The organism is Kribbella solani, from assembly GCF_014205295.1.
Lineage (GTDB): Bacteria > Actinomycetota > Actinomycetes > Propionibacteriales > Kribbellaceae > Kribbella > Kribbella solani.
Genome location: NZ_JACHNF010000001.1, coordinates 4124052 through 4144430, shown reverse-complemented (window position 1 = coordinate 4144430; position 20379 = coordinate 4124052). Strand labels below are relative to the sequence as shown.

The window sequence follows — 20379 nt, the reverse complement described above, 5'->3', positions numbered from 1 at the left end:
CCATGAAGCCCACCCGCCGAACCGTCCTCGGCGCCGCCCTCGCGGTTCCGGTCGCCGCCTCGTCCGCGCTCCCCGCCCGTGCTGGGACTCGTCTTTCCAACCTTGCGCATCTCGATTACCTGCGGGCCTCGGTCAGTCCGCCCGCGGTGGCTGGGCACAGTACGTACGGCGCGGGTCCGGTTGGGGTGTTGTGGACGTACGCGGAGCGGGACAGTGGTTACAAGCGCGTTGGTGGTGGCGCGTACGACGCTGCGACTGACACGTACGGGCAGGGGGCTTACAACGCCGATGACATTGCGCGGGCGGTCGTGGTGTACGTACGCCACTGGAGGCTCTTTCGGGAGCGGAGTTCGTTGGAGGCGGCTCGTGGACTGTTGCGCGGGCTGACCTTTCTGCAGTCGCGGAACGGCAATGTCGTGTTGTGGATGCAGCCGGATGGGACGCTGAACCCGAGTGCCGAGCCGGTTGAGTTACCGGACCCGTCTGACTCCGGGCCGTCGTACTGGTTGGCTCGGACTGTTTGGGCGTTGGGGGAGGGGTATGCCGCGTTTCGTGACACGGACCGGGCGTTCGCGGCGTTTCTGCGGGAGCGGCTTGAGCTTGCTATCGGTGCACTCGAGCGGCAGGTGCTGGTGCGGTACGGCGAGTACCACGTCGTTGACGGTCGGCGGTTGCCTGCTTGGCTGATTGTTAACGGTGCGGACGCTACGTCGGAGGCAGTGCTGGGGCTGGCCGCGTACGTGCGGGCCGGCGGGTCTGGACGGGCTCGGCGGGCGTTGGCACGGTTTGCCGAGGGGATCGCGCGGATGGGCGCGGGATCGACGCGGGAGTGGCCGTTCCGCGCGCTGCTGCCATGGGCCGAGTCGATCTCCGACTGGCACGCTTGGGGCGCCCAGATGTCCACCGCCCTCGTCGCTGCCGCATCCGCCCTTGGGCAGAAGCAACTTCTTGGTCCTGCGGTTGGTGACACCGCTGGGTTCACGCCGCTGCTGCTGACCTCGGGTGGACCCGACAACGGCTGGCTGCCGGTGCCGATCGACCGGTCGCAGATCGCGTACGGTGTCGATGCTCGCCTCCAGGCGCTCCTCGCCGTCGACCGCCCTGGCCAGCGTCACCTCGCCGCGTTCGTCGCGGCCTGGTACTTCGGCGCAAACCACGCCGGTCAAGAGATGTACGACCCCGCCACCGGTCGCACGTACGACGGCGTCTCCGGCGACGGCACCGTCAACTACAACTCCGGCGCCGAGTCCACCATCCATGGGCAACTCTCGATGCTTGCCCTCGACGGCAACCCCGGCATCCGGCGATTGTCCGGAAACCCGACGTACGACGGTCTCCGGATCATCGAAGCCGAGTCAGCCAGCGGCGGGCAGGTCGTCACCCCGCCGTCGGCCTGGACCGGCGAATCCCAGTGGAGCAACGGTTCCTACCTGTCGCTCACGAACGATTCGGCCAGCTGGACCGTACCCGCCGCCGCGCAGCCACGCCTCGTACTGCCGGTCGTCAACCTGACCGAAACCCCGGCGCGGACGTTGTGGACAATCAACAATCAAACAATCGGTACGCTCGATCACCGCGTTGGTGCACAAGGCATCTCCGCGGCCCCAGGGGCGCTGCAACCACTCACCCTTCGCACTCCGCTGCCGGCCGCCGCGACCACCCTCACGGCCAAGGCGATCGGTACCGCGCAGTTGGATGCGCTACTGCTGCTCCCGCTGATCAGCAGCCTCCGCATCGGCAACAGCGCAGTGCTGGTCAGCGTTGACACGTCTGCCCGTACTGTCAGCGTGCCCGGCAGGTACGCGTACTCGTACGACAGCTCTGGCAAACTGGTTGCTCAAGGCAATGGGGCGCGGGCGGTAGTACAGCCAGGTGGCTTCACCGTCGTACTTGAGTGAGTGCCTCCGCGCACCAGTTGGCGATGAACAGAAACGCCTGACCGCGCTGGTGGAACAGTTGCTGGGTGTCCACCGCGCGGTGGTAGGCGCTGTGCGTCGCATCGGACGCTCGACTCAGCAAACCGGGGAGCAGCCAGGCGTACTTCACGCCAGACGCCATCACCGCGAGCCGTACCTGATCGGCGTCACCACGCCAGCCCGCCTCGTACAGGCCGTCGAGGTAGTTGGAGACGCATGTGTCGGCCAGCTCCGGCATCTGTTCGGCCGGCCAGAACAGGTCGAACACCGCGTCCGGGATGTAGTTCCCGATGTCCTCACCGAGCGCTCCGTCGCCCATGAACGACCAGTCGAACACCGCCAGCTCACCAGTTGGTCGCCGGATCACGTTGGACACCCAAAAGTCGAGATGGCACCGCGCACGCGGCAGCCCGGCGACCAGGTCGAGTAGGTCGTCCCGATGTGCGACCAGGTGTGTCCATGCGTCACGCAGCTCCCCAGGCCAGGTCTCCTGGATGATCGGCTGCTCCCAGGCAGCGTCGTCGGTCAGCAGGTGCCACGGCGCGTCGCGGGTCGTTGAGTAGTCGCGGATGAACCCGCGCGACGTCCAGGACCGGTCGGCACCCGTACGCGCCTGCCACCGCCCACATGCCCGCGCCACCGCCGCATGCTCTACCAACCCGAACTGGGTACCTGGCGTGCCGTCGATGTCCTCCATCAACAAGACAGCACCGTTCGCTTGCTTTTCCACGTCGGCCTGGGGGAGCAGCAAGCCAGCATCCCGTAGATCCGCGCGCAGCACCTCGTCCCGATAGACCTCAACCTCGCGCCGCCAGTAGTTCCAGTGCCGTGGATCGCGCGACGCCGCCCACGGACCGGTGGTATCTGTGGGTGCGCGGAGTTCCTTGCGTACGGCAGTGCGACCGTCCGCGTACGTGACACGTTCGACGCTGGCGGTGACTGCGTTGAGCGGGTTGTGCCGCAGCACCGCTGTACTGATCTCACCGGTCATAACGAGTCATGCTGGCATGTGGATCAGCTCAGGTCAGCGCGGTTCAGTTCAGGAGGAGGGTGGGGGGTAGGCCGGTCAGGGCTTTTACGTCGCGGGTGAAGTGGGCCTGATCGGCGTAGCCGGTGCGGGTGGCTACGTCGGCTAGGGCCAGGCCGGTACGGGCGTGGTTGAGTGCGACGTTCATCCACAGCACCCGGTCAAGCATCTTGGGTCCGTACCCAAAGGCATCCAGGCAGCGGCGGTGCAATTGGCGCTCACTCAGATCGACCGCACCGGCCAGGCGGGACACGCCGGCGCTACCACGGAGCAGTCCGCCGCGTACGCTGCGCAGCACCTGGCTGATCAACCTGTCCGGCGGCGCTTCAACCAAGTTCGCCACCTCCTGGTCCAGCGCAGTTGCCGGGTGTGCTGCCAAGCGGATGCGGTCCGCTAACCGTCTGCTCCGGTTCGGTGACCACAGGTCGGCGAGCAACACCCGCTGGTTCAGCAGCTCACGCGCCGGCACCCCGAGGAACGCAGCCGCCGCACCGGGCGCGAAGCGGATACCCGCATACCTCGTCCCACGTGGCGCTTCCCCCGTCCAAGCACGACTGTCCGGCCCGGCAACGTACAGGGTGTCGTCCATCAGCAGCAGGTCCATGCACCCGTCCGGCAAGATCCGAAACTCGCCACCTTCAGCAGTCCGAGTCCACACCTCAGCCCCGGGCACCAGCGCGCCCCACTCCCGATACGGCTCAACAACCTCATCCACCCACCCAGTGTGCAACCCCCCACCGACAGTTTGCGCGCACAGCTCATCCCAGTGACGATGGTGGAACCGCCACGAGGAGGAGATCCCAGTGCCGCGTCGCACCGACCTGTCCGCCGTACCACTGCTAGGCCGGACAATCGCGCCCGAGGGCTCCGGCCTGGTACTAGCTGAGTGGGAGGCTGCCGGCCGAACCACCGACGAAGTCGCCTGGCAGGCGCCGCTGCACGTTCACCACACGGAGGACGAGGCGTGGTACGTCCTGTCCGGAACGCTTCGGCTGAACATAGACGGGGAGTTCTACGACGTACCGGCCGGCTCGGGGATCGTGGGACCGCAGGGTGTGCCGCACACGTTCGGCAACCCGTCCGAAGAGCCGGCCCGGTACGTCCTGGTCATGTCCGCGACCACCCAGGCAATGCTGGCGGAGCTGCACGGTGGCTTCTCCGGGGACGTGGCGGCTCTGTTCGAGAAGTACGGGGCGACGTTGCTCGGTTAGGTCAGAAGGTTTTCGGCAGGATCACGTTGTGTACGGGTACGTCGAGCGGCACGTACTTGACCAAGGCAACGTTCTCTCGGACCAGTTCGTCGCGGAGTGCGCTGCCCGTACGCCGGTCGATCACGGTCCGCCAGATCTCGTTCCGGCGGAAGTAGTCGGACCCGGCCCGCAAGAACCGCTCGTCCTTCGCGAACACGCGGTACGACGACTCGGCCGGTACATCCGCGAGGATCTCGCCCTCCAAGTACCGCTCGCCGACGTCCACCCGCAACTGGAACATCTGGTCGGTGTCGTTGCGGAACTGTAGATCCACGTAGTTGTAGACGATGCTGCACCCGACACCCCACGGCAGCACCCGCCCGTTGTCGGGGAACGGGTCGAAGCTGTGCGTCGACCGCTGCGTGACAGTCAACGGCGAGTGCAACACCATCCAGTGCAGGAGATTGGCGAGCTGACAGATGCCGCCGCCGATCCCCGGCTTGGCCTGTCCGTTCGACAGGCGCATCCCCTTCAGGTACCCCTTGCGGCGCGTCGCGTTCCCGACCACCTTGTTGAACGAGAACGTCTCACCCGGCCGGATCAGCAGCCCGTCCACCTGACCGCAGGCGAGCTTCAGGTTGGTCACCTTGTTGTGCTGCATCCACATCTCGGTCTCCCCGAGCTGCCGCAACAGCAACGACTTGTGTCGCTTGATCCGCACCGGAAGCGCATCGGCCTGCCGCGTACCCGCGTACGCCGTGCTGGACCGCATCCACTCGATCCGCTTCAGCCCTCGGTGGTAGCGCACCGCCAACGGGTACGCCAACGGGACCCGCTCACTCCAGCGCCGCCGCCGAGCCGCCGGCAACACCCGAGCCCGCTCCGCCGCGCTCAGCTCCTCGACCCCCACCTGCCAACCACCCGCCGGCGCCCCCACCAGCTCGTCCCGCACACTCACCTCAGCCACGATTCCCCCGAAAAAGAAGAGCAACTCCGGTCACGGTACGCCGCAGCCGCCCCAACCACATGACAGCAACAGCACGATCACATTGCGCTCCCTAAGACGCCCACCTGCCCCAAAGAGTTCGATCCACCCCCAATACATCCCCACCCGCCGCCGTACCTCACCGGTCGTCGTACGTCACCGGTCGTCGTGCAGCTCTCAGCCGAGCTCGAGAGCCGTACACACCCAGCGGTTTCGGCGGACCTCCATCCGGAGGGCGATGGCCCGTGACCGCTCGCCGTGGCGTACGTGCGCCGCCACTTCGGCGATCGTCGGTTCGGGCATGAAGACACGCACCGACCGCACCGTGCTCTTCTCCTTGGCGCTCCGGCTCCCAGCCGTCGAGGTCATCCCAAGCAGCCGCACGCGCCGATTGACGTCCGCGAACACCGACTCGTCCACGAACCGAACCAGCTGTGAAATCGGCCGATCCCCGGCGAGCACCTCCGAAACAGCCTGAGCCAACCGAGCCCCCCAAACCCGAGCCGCCGGCACCCGAACCTGCAGCCCACCAGCACCCCCACCCGTACGAACAGCCTGCCCGACGCCCGCGAGCTGCCCGGCGCCCGCGAACTGCCCGGTACGTGCTGCCGGCCTGGTACCGGCGACCTGCTCGGTGCCAGTGGTACTCCCGTCAGCAACTACCTCTCCAGTGCCCTGGGGCTGCGCACCCTTGCCGACCCGCGACCTGGGCGGTCTGCTCGCCCTTGCCTGCGCCGCATCTGCTGGGCCAATTCCCAACCGCCTGACGACCTCGAGCCGTGACGTCAGTGCCTCTTCGGTCAGCTCACCGCCGTACCGCCCGGCAGCCGTCCCTGCCGCTCCGTCTCCCGCTGAGCTACCGGGCGGATCAACCGCACGAATCGCACCGGCGGCAGTACGCGGGACTGTCTCGTCCGGGGTGAGGTCGTCGACGGGAGAGTCGGCGTGGTCGTCTGGTGCCGCGTTGGAACGCATCAGATTCTCCTTCGTCGGGCTGGTCGGGCTGGTCGGGCTGGCCTGGTCAGTCCGGTTGGTCTGGTTTGTTGTGCCGTCGTGTTGGAGATCGTCCGCGCGGAGGTTCCGGCTCATGTCAGTTCTCCTGGTGAGTCGGCGGGAGATGGTCGCCTTGAGTCGGTGGCAGGTGATTGCCACCGGTGGACGGCAGTCCGCCGCCGTGCTTCTGCGGTACTTGCAGCACCTGCCCGGGGACGAGGAGGTTCGGGTTGTGCCCGATTGCCTGGCGGTTCGCCGCGTACCAGTCCAGCCAGCGGGTCGCGATGGTGGCGTCTGTGGCACCCGTACCGAGCTCGCGCGCTGCCAGACTCCACAACGAGTCCCCGGCGCGTACTACTACTCGAATGGCAGTCGCAGCCCGCACATCCGTGTACCTGGTTGGCGCTCCAGCAGTAGGCCGATCCGGCACCCCAATCCGCAGCCGCCGATCCACTGGCCGCTCACTGGCCGGCTCATCCGCCGTTGGCCGCGTACGAGTCGGCTGATCCGCCGTTTGCCGCGTACCACCGGGGTGGTCTTCGGTCGGCCGCTTGCCGGCTGGATGGTTCGCGGATGTTGGCCTCCCACCCACCGCACCGTGACCAGGCGTCGAGCCACGGCCAGGGGTGCCGGGTGCGCCCGGGCCGGTGCGGCGAGTGGGAGCGTCCAGCCGCCCCGCACCACCCACCCGCCGCTCGACCAACTGCCCCGAGCCAGCCGCATCCGCCTGCCCCGGACCGGCTGCATCCGCCTGCCCCGAGCCGGCGGCATCCGGCTGCCCTGAGCCGGCGGCATCCGGCTGCCTTGGGTCGGTGATGTTTGGGTGTGCTGGCTGGGTGCGCTGGGCGTGAGGGGTGGGGCGTGATTCGGTGAGGCGGATGGTCGAGGGGGGCTCGGTAGGGCCCCAGGTGGGGTTGTTCGGCTCGGGGACGTGGGCGGCGCCGAGCTTGACGGTGGACGGCGGTTCGGTGGCGCGGAAGGCTGCGGTGTCGTTTGTGCTGCCGGGGTGGTCGCTCGTACGGCTGGTTGGGGCCCAGGCGAGTTTCAGAGTGGAAGGCGGTTCCACTGACTGGGAGTGGATGGGGGTGGGACTGGCGTGGGCGCCGGTGATGGTGAGGGGAGTTACGGCGGCGACGCCGAGGCCGGAGCGGAGCAGGGTGCGGGCGGTGCCTGTGGTGATGCGGCCGGCCAGTGCGCCAGCCAGCGCGCCCGCGATGCCGGGGAGTTGTTCCAGGGCCGTCGCGAGGACCGCGAGGACGAGCCACGCGTACGCGATCCAGGCGACCGCGCTGACCGCCAGCACGGTCAGCGAGTCCAGGTCGTACGTGCGGACGCCGGTGATTGACCCGGCGGTGATCCAGCGCAGCAGGACGGCGACGGCGGCCAGGGCCAGTACCGCGATGGTGCCCTTCAGTAGCCGGATCATCGTTTTCATCCCACTTGACCCCTGATCTATGAGTTTGCTTTAGTTTGCGTTGGCTTGACCACTATAGACCGGTTCTGGGCCGCGTCTGCAAGTCCTTGGTGTACGCAGCGTGGGTTCCGCCTGCGGAGAGTGACGAGTCGGCGGCGCGCCGGGGGCTGCCGGCGGGTAGGTTCGCGGGCATGCGGTGGGATGCGTTGTTCGCGGACCTGGAGTCACAGTTCGAGGCGCTTCAGGACGCCGAGCTGTACGGCGAGGTGGCCGACCGGATTCGCGCCGAGGTCGGCAAGATCACCGTGCTCGACCGGTTGCGTGGGGCGGTGGGCACGGTGGTCCGGATCGAGGTGCAGGACGCGGAGCCCGTACGCGGCGTGCTGACCCGGGTGGGGAAGGACTGTCTGCTGCTCGAGACGGAGTGGTCCGAGGAGTGGTTGGTGCCGGTTGATGCGCTGGTGGCCGTGCATCGGTTGGGGCCGTGGGCGGAGCCGGCCGTGGGAGCCGTCGAGGGCAAGCTCGGGCTCGCGCATCTGCTGCGCGGGATCGCGCGGGACCGGTCGCCGGTCACGCTGTTCTGCAGTGGTGGCGGGCCGGTTACCGGGACGGTCGATCGGGTCGGCGCGGACTTTCTGGAGCTCGCCGAGCACCCGCTGGACACGCCGCGCCGCCGGACCGAGGTCTACAACGTGCGGCTCGTCCCCACCCAGGCCCTACGAGCCCTCCGCCGCCGCTGACCCGATCCGCCCCGCCCCGCCAGAGGTTGCCCGTCGAAGCGGAGGGTTGCCCCCTCGAATATCCACGGGGCAACGCACCAGATGAAGGGGCAACCCTCCAGCTGAGGAGGGCCGGTCTAGAGGTGGGCGGATTCCGTGGAGTCCGCGTCTTCGCCGAAGGGGTGGGTGTCGATGAACTCTTTGGTTTCGGTGTACAGCCGTTCGATGTACTTCTCGAGCTCGGTGGATTCGACTCGCCATTGGCCCCGGCCGCCGATCTTCACCGCGGGGATGTCGCCCCGGCGGACCAGCGCGTACACCTGGTTCGCGGAGATGTTCAGTACCTCGGCGACGTCCGCGAGCTGCAGGAATCGGGGACCTGGCATCGTCCTGCTCCTTCCGGTGATGGCTGGTTGCTTCAGTTTGCCATGGTTCGCCGCCGGATGAGCGCGGTTGTCCCCAGCCGGGGTGACTGTCTGTGGACGAACGCTCACACAATGTTCGCGATCCAGGCAGAATGGCCGACGAGCGAACGACTGACTGGGGAGACGAAGTGGTCGAGACAGCCGTGCGGAGCGGGTTCGGGGCGCCGTCAGCCCCGGCGCAGCGGAACCGGAAGGCCCGCTGGAAGGACGGCCGGCTGGTACTCGGCGTGCTGCTCGTCGCGGTCACCGCGCTGGCCGGGGCCAAACTGCTCTCCGCGGCCGATGACACGACCGCGATCTGGGCGGCGAAACACGAGCTGAAGGTCGGGATGCCGTTGACGACCGACGACCTGACCACGGTGCGGGTGCGCTTCACCAGCGGCGGCGACGCGGAGCGGTACGTGGCGGCGGAGGCCGACTTGAAGGGTCTGGTGGTGGGCCGGGCGATCGGCGCGGGGGAGTTCGTGCCGAGGGACGCTGCCGTGCCGAAGGCCGATCAGGGCCGGACCGAGCTGCCGCTGTCAGTCGCGACCGGCCGGCTGCCGTCGGATGTCGCGATCGGCGATGTGGTGGACGTGTGGGTGGTGCCGAAGAGTGAAGGCGAGTCCGCGAAGCCGCTGTGGAACGGCGTCCGGGTGTTGCAGGTCGACTCGGTGAAGGGAGTCTCGGGCAGTTCGGCGCGGCGGCAGGTGCTGATCGGGCTCGCCTCGACCGACTTGACGCGGATCCCAACCGCGCTGACTGCTCTGAGTACGGGTGAGCCGACCCTGGTACGGAAGGCCGGCTGATGTCCACGCCGGTGCTCCTGGCCGTGACCGGTGCGCCCTGGGAAGCGGATGTCGTACAGCGGACCGAGCGCGCTCCGGGGATCAGAGTCGTTCGCCGCTGCGTCGACATCGCTGACGTGATGGCGGCGGCGGTCAGTGGTCAGGCGCGTGCGGTGCTGCTGGCCGATGCGCTGCCGCGGTTGTCGGGGGACGCGGTTGCCGCGCTGCATGCTCGCGGGATCACGGTGCTGGCACTGGTCGATCCGACCGAGACCGGCGCGCCGTTCGGGCCGGAGGATCGGCTCAGCCGGATGGGGATCGAGCGGATCCTGCCGGCGGATGTTAGTCCGAGTGACCTGGCCCGGGCGGTGACCGAGGCGGTGGAGGCCGGGCCGCCGATGTCCGCGTCGCATTTCGGCGGCGGCTTCGTGCCGCTGTCCCCCGACTCGCCGATCGCGCCCCCGCTCGAGCCGGCCGGGTTCCAGCCGGGGACCGGCCGGCTGATCGCGGTGTGGGGGCCGACCGGGGCGCCGGGGCGGTCGACGGTCGCGGTGAACCTGGCGTACGAGCTGGCCGCGAAGGGCGTACCGACCTTGCTCGCGGACGCGGATGTGTACGGCGGGACTGTCGCGCAAATGCTGGGGATGCTCGACGAAACCTCCGGTCTGGCGGCCGCGGCGCGCTCGGCGTCGAACGGTTCGCTGGATCTGATCATGCTCGCCAAGCACGCCCGGCAGGTGGAGCCGGGGCTGCTCGTACTGACTGGGCTGAGCCGGGCGGATCGGTGGACGGAGTTGCGTCCGGCCGCGGTCGAGACGATCTGGTCGACGGCGCGGCAGCTGGCACCATGCACGGTGGTGGATGTCTCGTTCTGTATCGAGACGGACGAGGAGATCTCGTTCGACTCGCTCGCGCCGCGGCGGAACGGCGCGACCGTGGTGACGCTCGAGGAGGCCGATGAGGTGATCGTGGTCGGCACGGCTGATCCGGTCGGGTTGACGCGGGTGATCCGGGCGATTCACGAGTTGCGCGCGGTGGTTCCGTCGGCGGCGATCCGGGTGGTGATGAACCGGGTGCGTTCTGGTGCGCTCGGTGGGTCGCCCCGGGAGGCTGCCGGCGCGGCGCTGGCGCAGTACGCGGGGGTTGAGCTGGCAGCGTTGCTGCCGTTTGACCAGAGTGCGGTGGATGCGGCGATGACGCACGGTCGCAGCCTGTCCGAGGCAGCCAAGTCGAGCAAGCTCCGCAAGTCCTTCCAGCAACTGGCCGCTTCAGTCGCCAAGGACGTCACAGCAGTAGACGTCGCAGCAGTAGCTACCTAGGACGAGGCAAGCGGCGGACGGGGGTGTGCGATGGCGGAATCAGGGTTGCGGCCGGGGTTATCCCGGCCGACAGGGCGGGTTGGTTGTGTCAGGGTGGAATCACCTTCGTCCCGTAGCTGAGGAGCGTCATGTCCGATGTTCAGGACCGTCCGGTGAGTTCGATGACCTCTCAGCGGCGGTACGGGATTGCCATTTCGGTCGCCCTGATTCTCGGCGCGGCGTACTGGGCGCTGACCGGACTCACCGACGGTACGAAGACCAGTCAGGACTCGTACCAGTTGCAAGGCGACGTACTGCTGGTGAAGGGCGGTTCGGCGGCAGTCGAGCTACGCCCCGGGGACGGATCGGAGGTGCGGGTCGAGCGCCAGTTCCAGCGGAACGTGTTCGGTTCGGACCCGAAGGAGAAGTTCGACCCGGACGACGGCCAGCTCAATCTGGACGCGGGCGGCTGTGGGTTCCTGTCCTTCGGCTGCAAGACCAGCTACGTGCTGACCGTGCCGCGGAACGTGAAGCTGACCGTGGAGAACAGCAGCGGCGACCTGACCGTCACCGGGTTCCCGAGCGGGGCGAACCTGAAGACCAGCTCCGGTGACATCGACGCGCACGATGTCGGCGGCCCGCTGGTGATGGAGTCCAGCTCCGGCGGCATCACCGGTGACGCGCTGACCTCGACCTCCGTGACGGCGCGCAGCAGTTCCGGCAGCTCGAGCCTCGATTTCACCGTCGCTCCGCAGTCGGTGGAGGCGAAGTCGAGCTCCGGTGACGTGGCGATCCGGATTCCGTCCGGTGACGAGGCGTACAAGGTGGACACCAAGACCTCCTCCGGCGACGAGTCCGCGACGGTGAAGACCGACCCGAACGCGACCCGGACGATCCAGGCGAAGACATCGTCCGGCGACGTCAGGATCGAATACAACCACTGAACCACGGCGCGATCCCGGCGAGCCCCACACCGAGTGACCGGCAGGACCGGCAGGGTGAGCGTGCCGGTGGCCTGAGTAGGCTTGCGGGCATGGTCGAGGTACGGACGCAGCCGCGTGGTCTGCTGGTGGACTGGGGCGGCGTACTCACCTCAGGCCTGGAACCGGCGCTGCGCCGCTGGGCGGAACTGGACGGTTTCGACTTCGATTCGTACCTGCGGGCGGTGCTCAACTGGCTGCCCTCGAACACGCCCGGGGCCACCGCCGCCGAGGCCGAGCTGAACCCGGTGCACGCGCTCGAGCGTGGTCAGCTCGCGGTCCCGGACTTCGAGCGGAAACTGGCCGCGATGCTGGTCCGGCCGGACGGTACGCCGGTGCCGGCGGAGGGCCTGATCGAGCGGATGTTCGCGCACTTCGAGCACCAGCCGGCGATGGCCGCGCTGGTCCGCCGGATCAACCAGCGGGGCATCCGTACCGCCCTGCTGTCGAACTCCTGGGGAAACACCTACCCGCGCGACACCTGGGCGGGGATGTTCGACGACATCGTCATCTCCGGCGAGGTCGGCCTGCGGAAACCCGAGCCGGAGATTTTCCGGCTCGCGGCCGGCCGGCTGAACCTCGAGCCCGCCGAGTGCGTCTTCATCGACGACCTGCAACTCAACGTCGACGGTGCCCGTGCCGTCGGCATGACCGCGCTGCTGCACACGTCGCACGACGAGACTCAGCGAGCCCTGGAAACCCTGTTCGGAGCCGACCTGTCGTGACCGTGACCACCCCCGCCTCTTCCCCAGCTCGTTCGGACGGCCGCCGCCGCGTCGCCATCACGGTCGCCGCCTGCGCGGTTCTGGTGGCCCTTGGTGCCTGGGCCGGCCATCTGTACGGCGGCATGATCGACCTGCGCGTGTACCGGATGGGCGGCTCGGTGCTGCTGCACGGCCAGGCGCTGTACGACGCGAAGCTGCCCGGCTCGGGTCTCCCGTTCACCTACCCGCCGTTCGCGGCGATCGCGATGGTCCCACTGGCCGCTGTGCCGTGGGGGGTCGCGTTGGTGACCTGGACGACGATTTCGGTGCTGTGCATCACCGCGCTCTGGCGGACCAGCCTGCCGAAGACGTTCTGGTCGTTCATCAGCCAGCGGAAGCGTACGGCGGTACTGGTCGCGCTGACCGTACTTTCGCTGCTGCTCGAGCCGGTCTGGCAGACGATCCAGTTCGGTCAGATCAACCTGTTGCTGACCGCGATGATCCTGCTGGACCTGGTCCGGCCGAACAACGCCCGGCTGCGCGGCTTCTGGCTCGGTGTGACGATCGGCGTCAAGCTCACTCCGCTGCCGTTCCTGGCGCTGCTGGTGGTGACGAAGCAGTGGCGGGCGCTGCGCAACGCCATGTTCGGGCTGCTGGCGACGATGGCGGTCGGGTTCGCGATCGTTCCACATCAGTCGTGGCGGTACTGGACGGACGTGATCCTCGACGCGAACCGGGTCGGCGGCATCGCGTACACCGGGAACCAGTCGTTCAACGGGTTCCTGCACCGGATCGGGAACGATGCCGGCTGGGTGCAGCCGACCTGGTTCCTGCTGTCGGCGGTGTTCGGTCTGCTGGTGCTCTGGCTGGCCCGGCGGTACTGGCTCGCGGACGAGCGCGTCACGGCGATCTCCGTAATGGCGCTGGCCGTGCTGTACGCGTCACCGATCTCCTGGAGTCACCACTGGGTGTGGATCATCCCGCTCGGTGTCAGCCTGATCCGCGGCATCAACCGGGTCTGGGGACTGAACCCGGCAGTGGCCGTGGGTGTGCTGTTCTACGGCCTGTTCGTACTGCGTTCGATCTGGTGGGTGCCGTTCCGGGATGACCGCGAGCTGGACTGGTCGTTCTGGCAGGCCATCCCCGGCAACTCGCATCTGATCGTCGGCATGATCGCCTTCATCCTGCTTGCGATCACCAGCCGCAGCCTGCCCAAAGCATCAGCTGGAGAACAGCAATAGCAGTCCGCCACAGGTGTAGCCGACCATTACCACTAGCAGTGGGAGCTGGCCGGCCAGCGCTCTGGCGCGTGGGAAGAGCGCTACGGCGCGGTCGTGGGCGGAAATGACCCCTAGTAGGTGACCGCAGACCACAGCAAGCACCTGCATGACCGAGATCGCCGTGCTGTGGTTGGTGATACCGGTGTTCACCGCGAGCAGTCCGGTGCCGAAGACGTTGGCGCCGTTGCTCAGTGGGTCACTCAGGTAGATCAGCGTCCGCTGGCCTTCCAGAATGAACAGCGTCAGGTAATGCGCCACCACGTACCCGAAGGCGATGGGTACGACGGAGTGCGCGAACAGGCCCGGTAGTGACGTCCTGGAGCTGTCCGACAGGCGCCCTGCAAGCACAGTGGCACCGGAGTACGTCAGTAGGACAACCAGGATGAACAGGATCAGTGCACCCGTACCGAGCCAGGTCATCGAGATGTCCTGGTTCTGCGCCCAGCCGATCCAGGCCGACGAGTTGGAGAACCCGTCGTACGCCGTGGAGCCGAGTAGTGCGGCGACCATACCGACGAGGCCAGGCTGCGGTTTCAGCCCGTCCAGGTTCTCCAGGGGGCGGCGTACGACCAGCGCACCGTCCGTACGACGACCCCATGGGGACAGGCGCGACATCAGCGTGGCGTACACCTCGAACGGATCGCCCTGGGAGAACCAGCGGTCGCCGAACAGGATCGCGCCGAAGAGCGTGATCACGACGTACAGCGCGATCCACGCCTGTAGTACTGGAATGGTGGCTCGGTCAGGCGCGACCAGCTCCAGCCAGGTGAACGCGAAGATGCCCAGTGCGGCCGGCCACATGCCTGCCCAGGCCGGTAGCTCCAGCAGGCCCTTCGAGGGTGACTGGCGGAGCAGCTTGGACAGCAACAAGTGGATGGTCCGCAGCGGGTTGAGCGTCCGCCAGACCGGGCCGAGCAGGATCGAGATCGGTACCAGGCCGACCCAGACCAGGATGTAGATGAAGCCGAAGATCGGGTTCGTCAGGCGGTCGACGCCGAACAGCAGCGACACCATCGCGTACAGGAAGATCGCCAGCCCGATCAGCCGGACCAGCCAGCGGAACCAGGACGCTTCGACGGTGCGGGTGATTGCGGCAGGCAACGGCTTCCCGGACGCGTTGCCCCGGTACTTGGGGCTCCGCCAGGCCAGCCCGAGAATGACGAACGACAGCGTGACCGCGACCGCCGCGCCCCCGACTGCCAGCCCGAACGGAACCGGCAGGTCCTGGCGCCCGCCGATGCCGTGCAGCGGCAAGAGCAAGGGCATCATGAGACGACGAGCTTGGCGACCAGCTTCGCGCTCTTGTGGGTCTCGACCTCGAAGGTGCCCTTCATGTTCGCGGTGAACTTCACCGACGCGGACTTGCCCGGGGTGAGCTCCAGCTCCTTGTCGTAGCCGTGGATGTGCAGCTCCTCGTCGGCGTCGCTGATGGCGGTGACGAGGACGGTCTGGCCGGCCTTGACCTTGATGGTCGCGCCGCTCGGGTTGACCTTGCCGTTGGCAACCGTGATGTCGATCTTCACGTCGGCCTGCTCGGCCCCCGGCGTGCCGCTGCTCGACGGGGCACCGGAGCTCGGCGCCGGGCTGCTCGGCGGCGGGGTGACGAACGGCGACCCCGGAACCGGCGACGGGCTGTCCGAGCCGCTGCTGGAGTCGCCTCCACCACAGCCGGCCAGGACCAGCATGCCGAGGGTGGGCAGGAGAGCGGTGGCAGCACCGCGGGTCAGCGTCGAACGCATCGGTCCAGAAGCCTTTCAAGGGGTGAAGTGAATTCAAGGGGCGCAAACACACGCCCCCTTGCCAGACGAACACGATTAGCTCAGTGTTCCCGTACGGCCAGTGTCGCAGCCCGCTGTCGGTGGCTGCCGCTAGGGTGACGGGAGAGTGGAAACAGAGAGGAAGGTGACTCCGGAATGCCTGATCGGCTGACCTCGCTCGACCTCACCTTTCTCAAGGCTGAGTCGCCGGCCACGCCGATGCATGTCGGTACGGTCGACATCTTCGAGCCGCCGGTGCACGGCGACGAGGGGTTCGACTACGAGAGCCTGGTCGCGCTGATCCGGGACCGGATCGCGTTCGTGCCGCGGTACCGGCAGCGGGTCCAGCAGATCCCCGGGCGGTTCGCCGGGCCGGTCTGGGTGGACGACGAGGAGTTCGACATCACCTTCCACGTCCGGCGCTCCGCGCTGCCCCGGCCGGGGACGCACGCGCAGCTGCTGGAGCTGGTCGCCCGGATCATGTCCCGGCGCCTGGACCGGGCCCGCCCGCTCTGGGAGATGTACCTGGTCGAGGGCCTGCAAGGCGACCGGTTCGCGATCATCGCCAAGTCCCATCAAGCGCTTGTCGACGGCAACAGCACGGTCGACATCGGGCAGGTGGTGCTGGACTCGACCGCCCACCCACGCGAGACCCCGACCGACACCTGGCAGCCGGAGCACCCGCCGTCCGCGCTGGAGCTGCTCGCCGGCGTGTTCGCCGACGCCACCCGGCATCCGGCCGCGGTGCTGGAGCTGGCCCGCGCCGAGATGGCCAGCCTGACCGGCTCCACCTCGGTCCGCGAGGTGCTCGGCGACGTGGTCGGCTCGCTGGCCGCGCAGCGGCACGCCCAGGAGAGCTCACTGCACGTCAAGACGTCGGGTCAGCGCCGGTTCACCACCGTGCAGACCGACCTGGAGGACTACCGGACCATCCGCGCCGCCCACGGCGGCACGGTCAACGACGTCATCCTCGCGGTCGTCGCGGGTGGGTTCCGGGCCTGGATGATGACCCGGGGCGAGGGCGTCGGCCCGACCCGGAGCGTACGGGCCGTGGTTCCGGTCAGCATCCGCGACGACGAGGACGACGAACCGACCTCGCTCGGCTCCCGGGTGATCGCCTCGACCGTGAACCTGCCGGTCGGGGAGAACTCCCCGGTGATGCGGATGCACCAGATCTCGTACCAGACCAAGGTGCACAAGGACACCGGCCGCGCGGTCAGCGCCCGCTCGCTGGTCGGGATCGCCGGGTTCGCGCCGACGACGCTGCACTCGCTCGCGGCGCGGGTCGCGACCACCACGGTCCGGCCGATCGACGACGTGGTGATCACCAACGTGCCGGGTCCACAGTTCCCGCTGTACGCCCAGGGCGCGCCGATGCTGGCGTCGTACCCGGTGGTGCCGCTGATGCCCGGGCAGGGCCTGTCCGTCGGCGTCACGTCGTACGACGGGAAGGTGTACTACGGGCTGAACGCGGACCGGACCGCGATGCCGGACCTGGCGGTTTTCGCCCAGTGCCTGAGCGATGCGCTGGACGAGTTGCTGGACACCACCAAGGGCAGCCGGAACCGGGCCTCCCGGGGCCGGAAGAAACCCCGCTCCGCACCGAAGAACACACAGCCCAAGAAGGCGGGTTCATGAGGGTCTACATCCCATCCACGCTGCGGTTGCTGAGCGCCGCGTGCAACGCGGGGGAGCTCGGGCCGGCCCCGCTGGCGGCGTACGCCGTCACGCCGGCGCTCCGGGAGTGGTACACCGAGGGCGACGAGGAGGAGCTGGAGTACGCCGCGATGGCGCAGGCCGCCCGCGCCTCGGTCGGACTGCTCGCGGCCGATTCGGGTACTGCCCGGAGACGGGTGGTGATCGCGGCCGAGGTGAGCGCGGTGCCGCCGGCCGACGGGTCGGTGCGGCTCGGCGACGCCCGGCTGGAGCTGCATGTGGTGATTCCGTGGCGGATGGTGGCCTCGGTGCACCTGGACACGGCGGCCGCGGTGCCGGTGGTGCGGAAGGCCGCCGACAGCTGGGAAGCCGCCCAGAACGGTGACGACGACGCGGTGTTCGCCCTGGATTCGTGCGAGGGTGAAGACCTGATGTGGTATGCGACACAGGAGATCCCCGACCTGCTCGCGGCGGAGGGGCCGCGCGGCCGGTCGGCCAACGGGTCGGCCCATGGGTCGGACTGACGGGAGCTGATGGCGATGCAGGCGATCTGGAAGGGTGCCATCTCGTTCGGGATGGTGACGATCCCGATCAAGGTGTTCTCCGCGACCGAGGAGAAGGACATCTCGTTCCGCCAGGTGCACGTGGCCGACGGGGGCCGGATCAAGTACAAACGGATCTGCTCCATCGACGGCGAGGAAGTGCCCTACTCCGACATCGGCAAGGGGTACGAGATGCCGGACGGGCGGATGGTGGTGCTGGACTCGGACGACTTCGCGGACCTGCCGCTGTCCAGCAAGAAGGTCATCGACGTGCTGGAGTTCGTGCCGGCCGACCAAGTCGACCCGCTTTATTTGGGCAAGTCGTACTACCTGGCCGCGGACGGCGGGCCAGGCGCCAAGCCGTACGTGCTGCTCCGGGACGCCCTGGAGGGCTCCGAGCTGTACGCGCTGGTGAAGGTCGCGCTCCGGTCCCGGGAGAGCCTTGGGCTGCTCCGGACGGTCGACGACGTCCTGGTGCTGCAGGTGATGCTCTGGCCGGACGAGATCCGGGACAAGGCGTTCGCGGCGCCGCCGGAGGACGTCGAGATCCGGTCCCAGGAGAAGGCGATGGCGTCGTCGTACATCGACACGCTGCGCGGTGAGTTCGACCCGGACCAGTACCACGACGAGTACCGGGTGGCGCTGGAGAAGGTGGTCGAGGCGAAGGCGGAGGGCGTACCGCTGCCGGAGTCCGAGGAGGAGGAGACCGAGGGCGCCGAGGTGGTCGACCTGGTCGCCGCGCTGCGGGCGTCGGTGGAGGCCGCCAAGGCGCGCCGCGCGGGTGGCTCGGCGGAGGAGCCGGCGAAGAAGGCGGCGGCGAAGAAGGCCGCCGCGAAGAAGGCCCCGGCCAAGAAGGCGGCCGCTGCCAAGAAGACCCCGGCGAAGAAGACCGCGAAGAAGGCCACCAAGAAGTCGGCGTGAGCCGCGTCGCACGGGCCCGGCCGGTTGTCCACAGGGCGTACCAGTTGGGTTCGTGGTCTGGGCTTTCGCGTGGCACGATGCAGGTGTACTTGCGGGGTGCGGCGCCCATCCGTACCGGCGCACCTTGGCACGGTCCCACCACACGATCGAGGAGTCCGCAGCATGGATGCCGTCACCGTCGTTCCGACGCCCGCCAACGAGCCAGTGAAGGGGTACGCGCCCGGTTCGAGCGAGCGGGTCAGCCTGGAGGCGAAGCTCAAGGAGTTCTCGTCGGCGGGCGCGATCGAGCTGACCTGCACGATCGGTGGCGAGCAGAAGCTGGGCGGCGGTGCCCCGATCCAGGTGGTGCAGCCGCACAAGCACGCCCACGTGCTGGGTACGCTCGGTAACGCGACCGAGGCGGACGGCAAGGCCGCCGTCGACGCCGCGCTGGCGGCTGCTCCGGCCTGGCGCGCGCTGTCCTTCGACGACCGGGCCGCGATCTTCCTGAAGGCGGCCGATCTGCTGGCCGGGCCGTGGCGGGACACGCTGAACGCGGCCACCATGCTCGGTCAGTCGAAGACGGTCCAGCAGGCCGAGATCGACGCGGCCTGTGAGCTGATCGACTTCCTCCGGTTCAACGTGGCGTTCGCGCGGCAGATCGTCAGCGACCAGCCGATCTCGTCGCCGGGCGTCTGGAACCGGGTCGACTACCGCCCGCTCGAGGGTTTCGTGTACGCGATCACGCCCTTCAACTTCACCGCGATCGCCGGGAACCTGCCGTCCGCGCCGGCGCTGATGGGCAACACGGTGGTGTGGAAGCCGTCGCCGACGCAGCAGTTCGCGGCGCACTGGACGATGCGGCTGTTCGAAGCCGCCGGGCTTCCGGCCGGCGTGATCAACCTGGTCACCGGCGACGGCATCGAGGTCAGCAAGGCCGCGCTGACGCACCCTGATCTGGCCGGCATCCACTTCACCGGTTCGACGAAGACGTTCCAGTCGCTGTGGGGCACGGTCGGTACGAACATCGCGTCCTACCGGACGTACCCGCGGCTGGTCGGCGAGACCGGCGGCAAGGACTTCATCCTGGCGCACCCGTCGGCCGACCCGGCGGTGCTGAAGACCGCGATGGTGCGGGGCGCGTTCGAGTACCAGGGGCAGAAGTGCTCGGCGGCCTCGCGTTCGTACGTGCCGCGCTCGGTGTGGAACCTCATTCGTGACGACCTGATCGCCGAGACCGACTCGCTGACGATGGGCGACGTCACCGACCTGTCGAACTTCATCGGTGCGGTCATCGACGACCGCGCGTTCGCCAAGCACAAGGCGGCGCTGGACCGGGCCCACGCGACCGGCTCCGTCGAGGTTGTTGCCGGTGGCACCTATGACGACAGCGAGGGGTACTTCGTCCGCCCGACGCTGCTGGTCTCGGACGACCCGACCGACGAGATCTTCACGACCGAGTACTTCGGCCCGATCCTCGGCGTGCACGTGTACGACGACGCGGACTACGCGGCGGTGATGAAGGGCATGGAGCACTCGGCGCCGTACGGTCTGACCGGTGCGGTGATCGCGCAGGACCGGCACGCGGTGGCGGAAGCGGCGGAGTTCCTGCGGTTCGCGGCCGGCAACTTCTACGTCAACGACAAGCCGACCGGCGCGGTCGTCGGGCAGCAGCCCTTCGGCGGCGCCCGCGCCTCCGGGACGAACGACAAGGCCGGCTCGATGTGGAACCTGATCCGCTGGGCCTCGCCCCGCTCGATGAAGGAAACCTTCGCCCCGCCGACCGACTACCGCTACCCGCACCAGGGCTGACCCGAACACTCCAC

20 protein-coding genes are annotated in these 20379 nt (G+C 68.4%); 12 read left to right on the top strand and 8 right to left on the bottom strand.

Annotation, left to right across the window (positions count from 1 at the left end; translation table 11 throughout):
* Window positions 1-2 precede the first annotated feature (2 nt).
* Window positions 3-1898 carry a hypothetical protein gene (locus HDA44_RS18805; RefSeq protein ID WP_184836205.1) on the top strand — a complete coding sequence of 632 codons (1896 nt, stop codon included), beginning with the start codon at window positions 3-5 and terminating at the stop codon, window positions 1896-1898.
* Here the strand turns inward: HDA44_RS18805 and HDA44_RS18800 are convergent.
* The gene (locus tag HDA44_RS18800) at window positions 1879-2907 is read right to left on the bottom strand and encodes an aminoglycoside phosphotransferase/kinase family protein (protein ID WP_184836203.1); all 1029 of its coding nucleotides are present in this window, start codon (window positions 2905-2907) and stop codon (window positions 1879-1881) included. The genes HDA44_RS18805 and HDA44_RS18800 overlap by 20 nt on opposite strands.
* A gap of 43 nt (window positions 2908-2950) precedes the next feature.
* Complete coding sequence (locus HDA44_RS18795) at window positions 2951-3658, bottom strand: helix-turn-helix domain-containing protein (protein ID WP_337906126.1); 708 nt, start codon at window positions 3656-3658, stop codon at window positions 2951-2953.
* Between the two features lie 88 nt (window positions 3659-3746).
* On the opposite strand from HDA44_RS18795, the gene HDA44_RS37335 reads away from it, so the two are divergent.
* The gene (locus HDA44_RS37335; protein ID WP_184836201.1) at window positions 3747-4154 is read left to right on the top strand and encodes a cupin domain-containing protein; all 408 of its coding nucleotides are present in this window, start codon (window positions 3747-3749) and stop codon (window positions 4152-4154) included.
* A gap of 1 nt (window position 4155) precedes the next feature.
* On the opposite strand, the gene HDA44_RS18785 is transcribed toward HDA44_RS37335, so the two are convergent.
* The 3 genes from HDA44_RS18785 to HDA44_RS36730 all read right to left on the bottom strand — a co-directional run bounded on the left by HDA44_RS18785 (window position 4156) and on the right by HDA44_RS36730 (window position 7546).
* Window positions 4156-5100 carry a VanW family protein gene (locus HDA44_RS18785; protein ID WP_337906124.1) on the bottom strand — a complete coding sequence of 315 codons (945 nt, stop codon included), beginning with the start codon at window positions 5098-5100 and terminating at the stop codon, window positions 4156-4158.
* Between the two features lie 195 nt (window positions 5101-5295).
* The gene (locus HDA44_RS18780) at window positions 5296-6207 is read right to left on the bottom strand and encodes an Rv3235 family protein (protein ID WP_184836199.1); all 912 of its coding nucleotides are present in this window, start codon (window positions 6205-6207) and stop codon (window positions 5296-5298) included.
* A gap of 1 nt (window position 6208) precedes the next feature.
* Entirely contained in the window at window positions 6209-7546 is a 1338-nt protein-coding gene (locus HDA44_RS36730) for a LysM peptidoglycan-binding domain-containing protein (protein WP_202887426.1), read from the bottom strand.
* Window positions 7547-7716: 170 nt separating this feature from the next.
* On the opposite strand from HDA44_RS36730, the gene HDA44_RS18770 reads away from it, so the two are divergent.
* Window positions 7717-8265 (top strand): hypothetical protein, encoded by a 549-nt coding sequence (locus HDA44_RS18770; protein ID WP_184836197.1) that lies wholly within the window; start codon window positions 7717-7719, stop codon window positions 8263-8265.
* A 116-nt stretch (window positions 8266-8381) separates the two neighbouring features.
* On the opposite strand, the gene HDA44_RS18765 is transcribed toward HDA44_RS18770, so the two are convergent.
* Window positions 8382-8630, bottom strand: coding sequence for a helix-turn-helix domain-containing protein (locus HDA44_RS18765; protein WP_184836195.1), 249 nt, complete (start codon window positions 8628-8630; stop codon window positions 8382-8384).
* 131 nt (window positions 8631-8761) lie between these two features.
* Here HDA44_RS18765 and HDA44_RS18760 point away from each other — a divergent pair, with 131 nt between their 5' ends.
* From HDA44_RS18760 to HDA44_RS18740, 5 genes are all read left to right on the top strand, one after another.
* The gene (locus tag HDA44_RS18760) at window positions 8762-9457 is read left to right on the top strand and encodes a CpaB family protein (RefSeq protein WP_202887424.1); all 696 of its coding nucleotides are present in this window, start codon (window positions 8762-8764) and stop codon (window positions 9455-9457) included.
* Window positions 9457-10755, top strand: a complete 1299-nt coding sequence (locus tag HDA44_RS18755) for a CpaE/TadZ family protein (protein ID WP_184836193.1) — start codon at window positions 9457-9459, stop codon at window positions 10753-10755. The genes HDA44_RS18760 and HDA44_RS18755 overlap by 1 nt, the downstream gene beginning before the upstream one ends.
* Window positions 10756-10883: 128 nt before the next feature.
* Window positions 10884-11678 (top strand): DUF4097 family beta strand repeat-containing protein, encoded by a 795-nt coding sequence (locus HDA44_RS18750; protein WP_184836191.1) that lies wholly within the window; start codon window positions 10884-10886, stop codon window positions 11676-11678.
* Window positions 11679-11767: 89 nt separating this feature from the next.
* Entirely contained in the window at window positions 11768-12439 is a 672-nt protein-coding gene (locus HDA44_RS18745) for an HAD family hydrolase (RefSeq protein ID WP_184836189.1), read from the top strand.
* On the top strand, window positions 12436-13659 hold the full coding sequence (locus tag HDA44_RS18740) for a glycosyltransferase 87 family protein (protein WP_337906118.1): 1224 nt from the start codon (window positions 12436-12438) through the stop codon (window positions 13657-13659). Before HDA44_RS18745 ends, HDA44_RS18740 begins: the two co-directional genes overlap by 4 nt.
* Here the strand turns inward: HDA44_RS18740 and HDA44_RS18735 are convergent.
* Both HDA44_RS18735 and HDA44_RS18730 read right to left on the bottom strand, forming a co-directional pair.
* Entirely contained in the window at window positions 13639-14967 is a 1329-nt protein-coding gene (locus tag HDA44_RS18735; protein ID WP_184836187.1) for a hypothetical protein, read from the bottom strand. The genes HDA44_RS18740 and HDA44_RS18735 overlap by 21 nt on opposite strands.
* On the bottom strand, window positions 14964-15437 hold the full coding sequence (locus tag HDA44_RS18730) for a cupredoxin domain-containing protein (protein ID WP_184836185.1): 474 nt from the start codon (window positions 15435-15437) through the stop codon (window positions 14964-14966). Before HDA44_RS18730 ends, HDA44_RS18735 begins: the two co-directional genes overlap by 4 nt.
* 174 nt (window positions 15438-15611) lie before the next feature.
* On the opposite strand from HDA44_RS18730, the gene HDA44_RS18725 reads away from it, so the two are divergent.
* From HDA44_RS18725 to pruA, 4 genes are all read left to right on the top strand, one after another.
* The gene (locus HDA44_RS18725; protein ID WP_184836183.1) at window positions 15612-17093 is read left to right on the top strand and encodes a WS/DGAT/MGAT family O-acyltransferase; all 1482 of its coding nucleotides are present in this window, start codon (window positions 15612-15614) and stop codon (window positions 17091-17093) included.
* Window positions 17090-17635 carry a DUF6912 family protein gene (locus HDA44_RS18720; RefSeq protein WP_184836181.1) on the top strand — a complete coding sequence of 182 codons (546 nt, stop codon included), beginning with the start codon at window positions 17090-17092 and terminating at the stop codon, window positions 17633-17635. Before HDA44_RS18725 ends, HDA44_RS18720 begins: the two co-directional genes overlap by 4 nt.
* 15 nt (window positions 17636-17650) lie before the next feature.
* Window positions 17651-18574, top strand: a complete 924-nt coding sequence (gene ku / locus HDA44_RS18715; protein ID WP_184836179.1) for a non-homologous end joining protein Ku — start codon at window positions 17651-17653, stop codon at window positions 18572-18574.
* Window positions 18575-18736: 162 nt separating this feature from the next.
* On the top strand, window positions 18737-20365 hold the full coding sequence (gene pruA, locus HDA44_RS18710; protein ID WP_184836177.1) for an L-glutamate gamma-semialdehyde dehydrogenase: 1629 nt from the start codon (window positions 18737-18739) through the stop codon (window positions 20363-20365).
* Window positions 20366-20379: the final 14 nt, after the last annotated feature.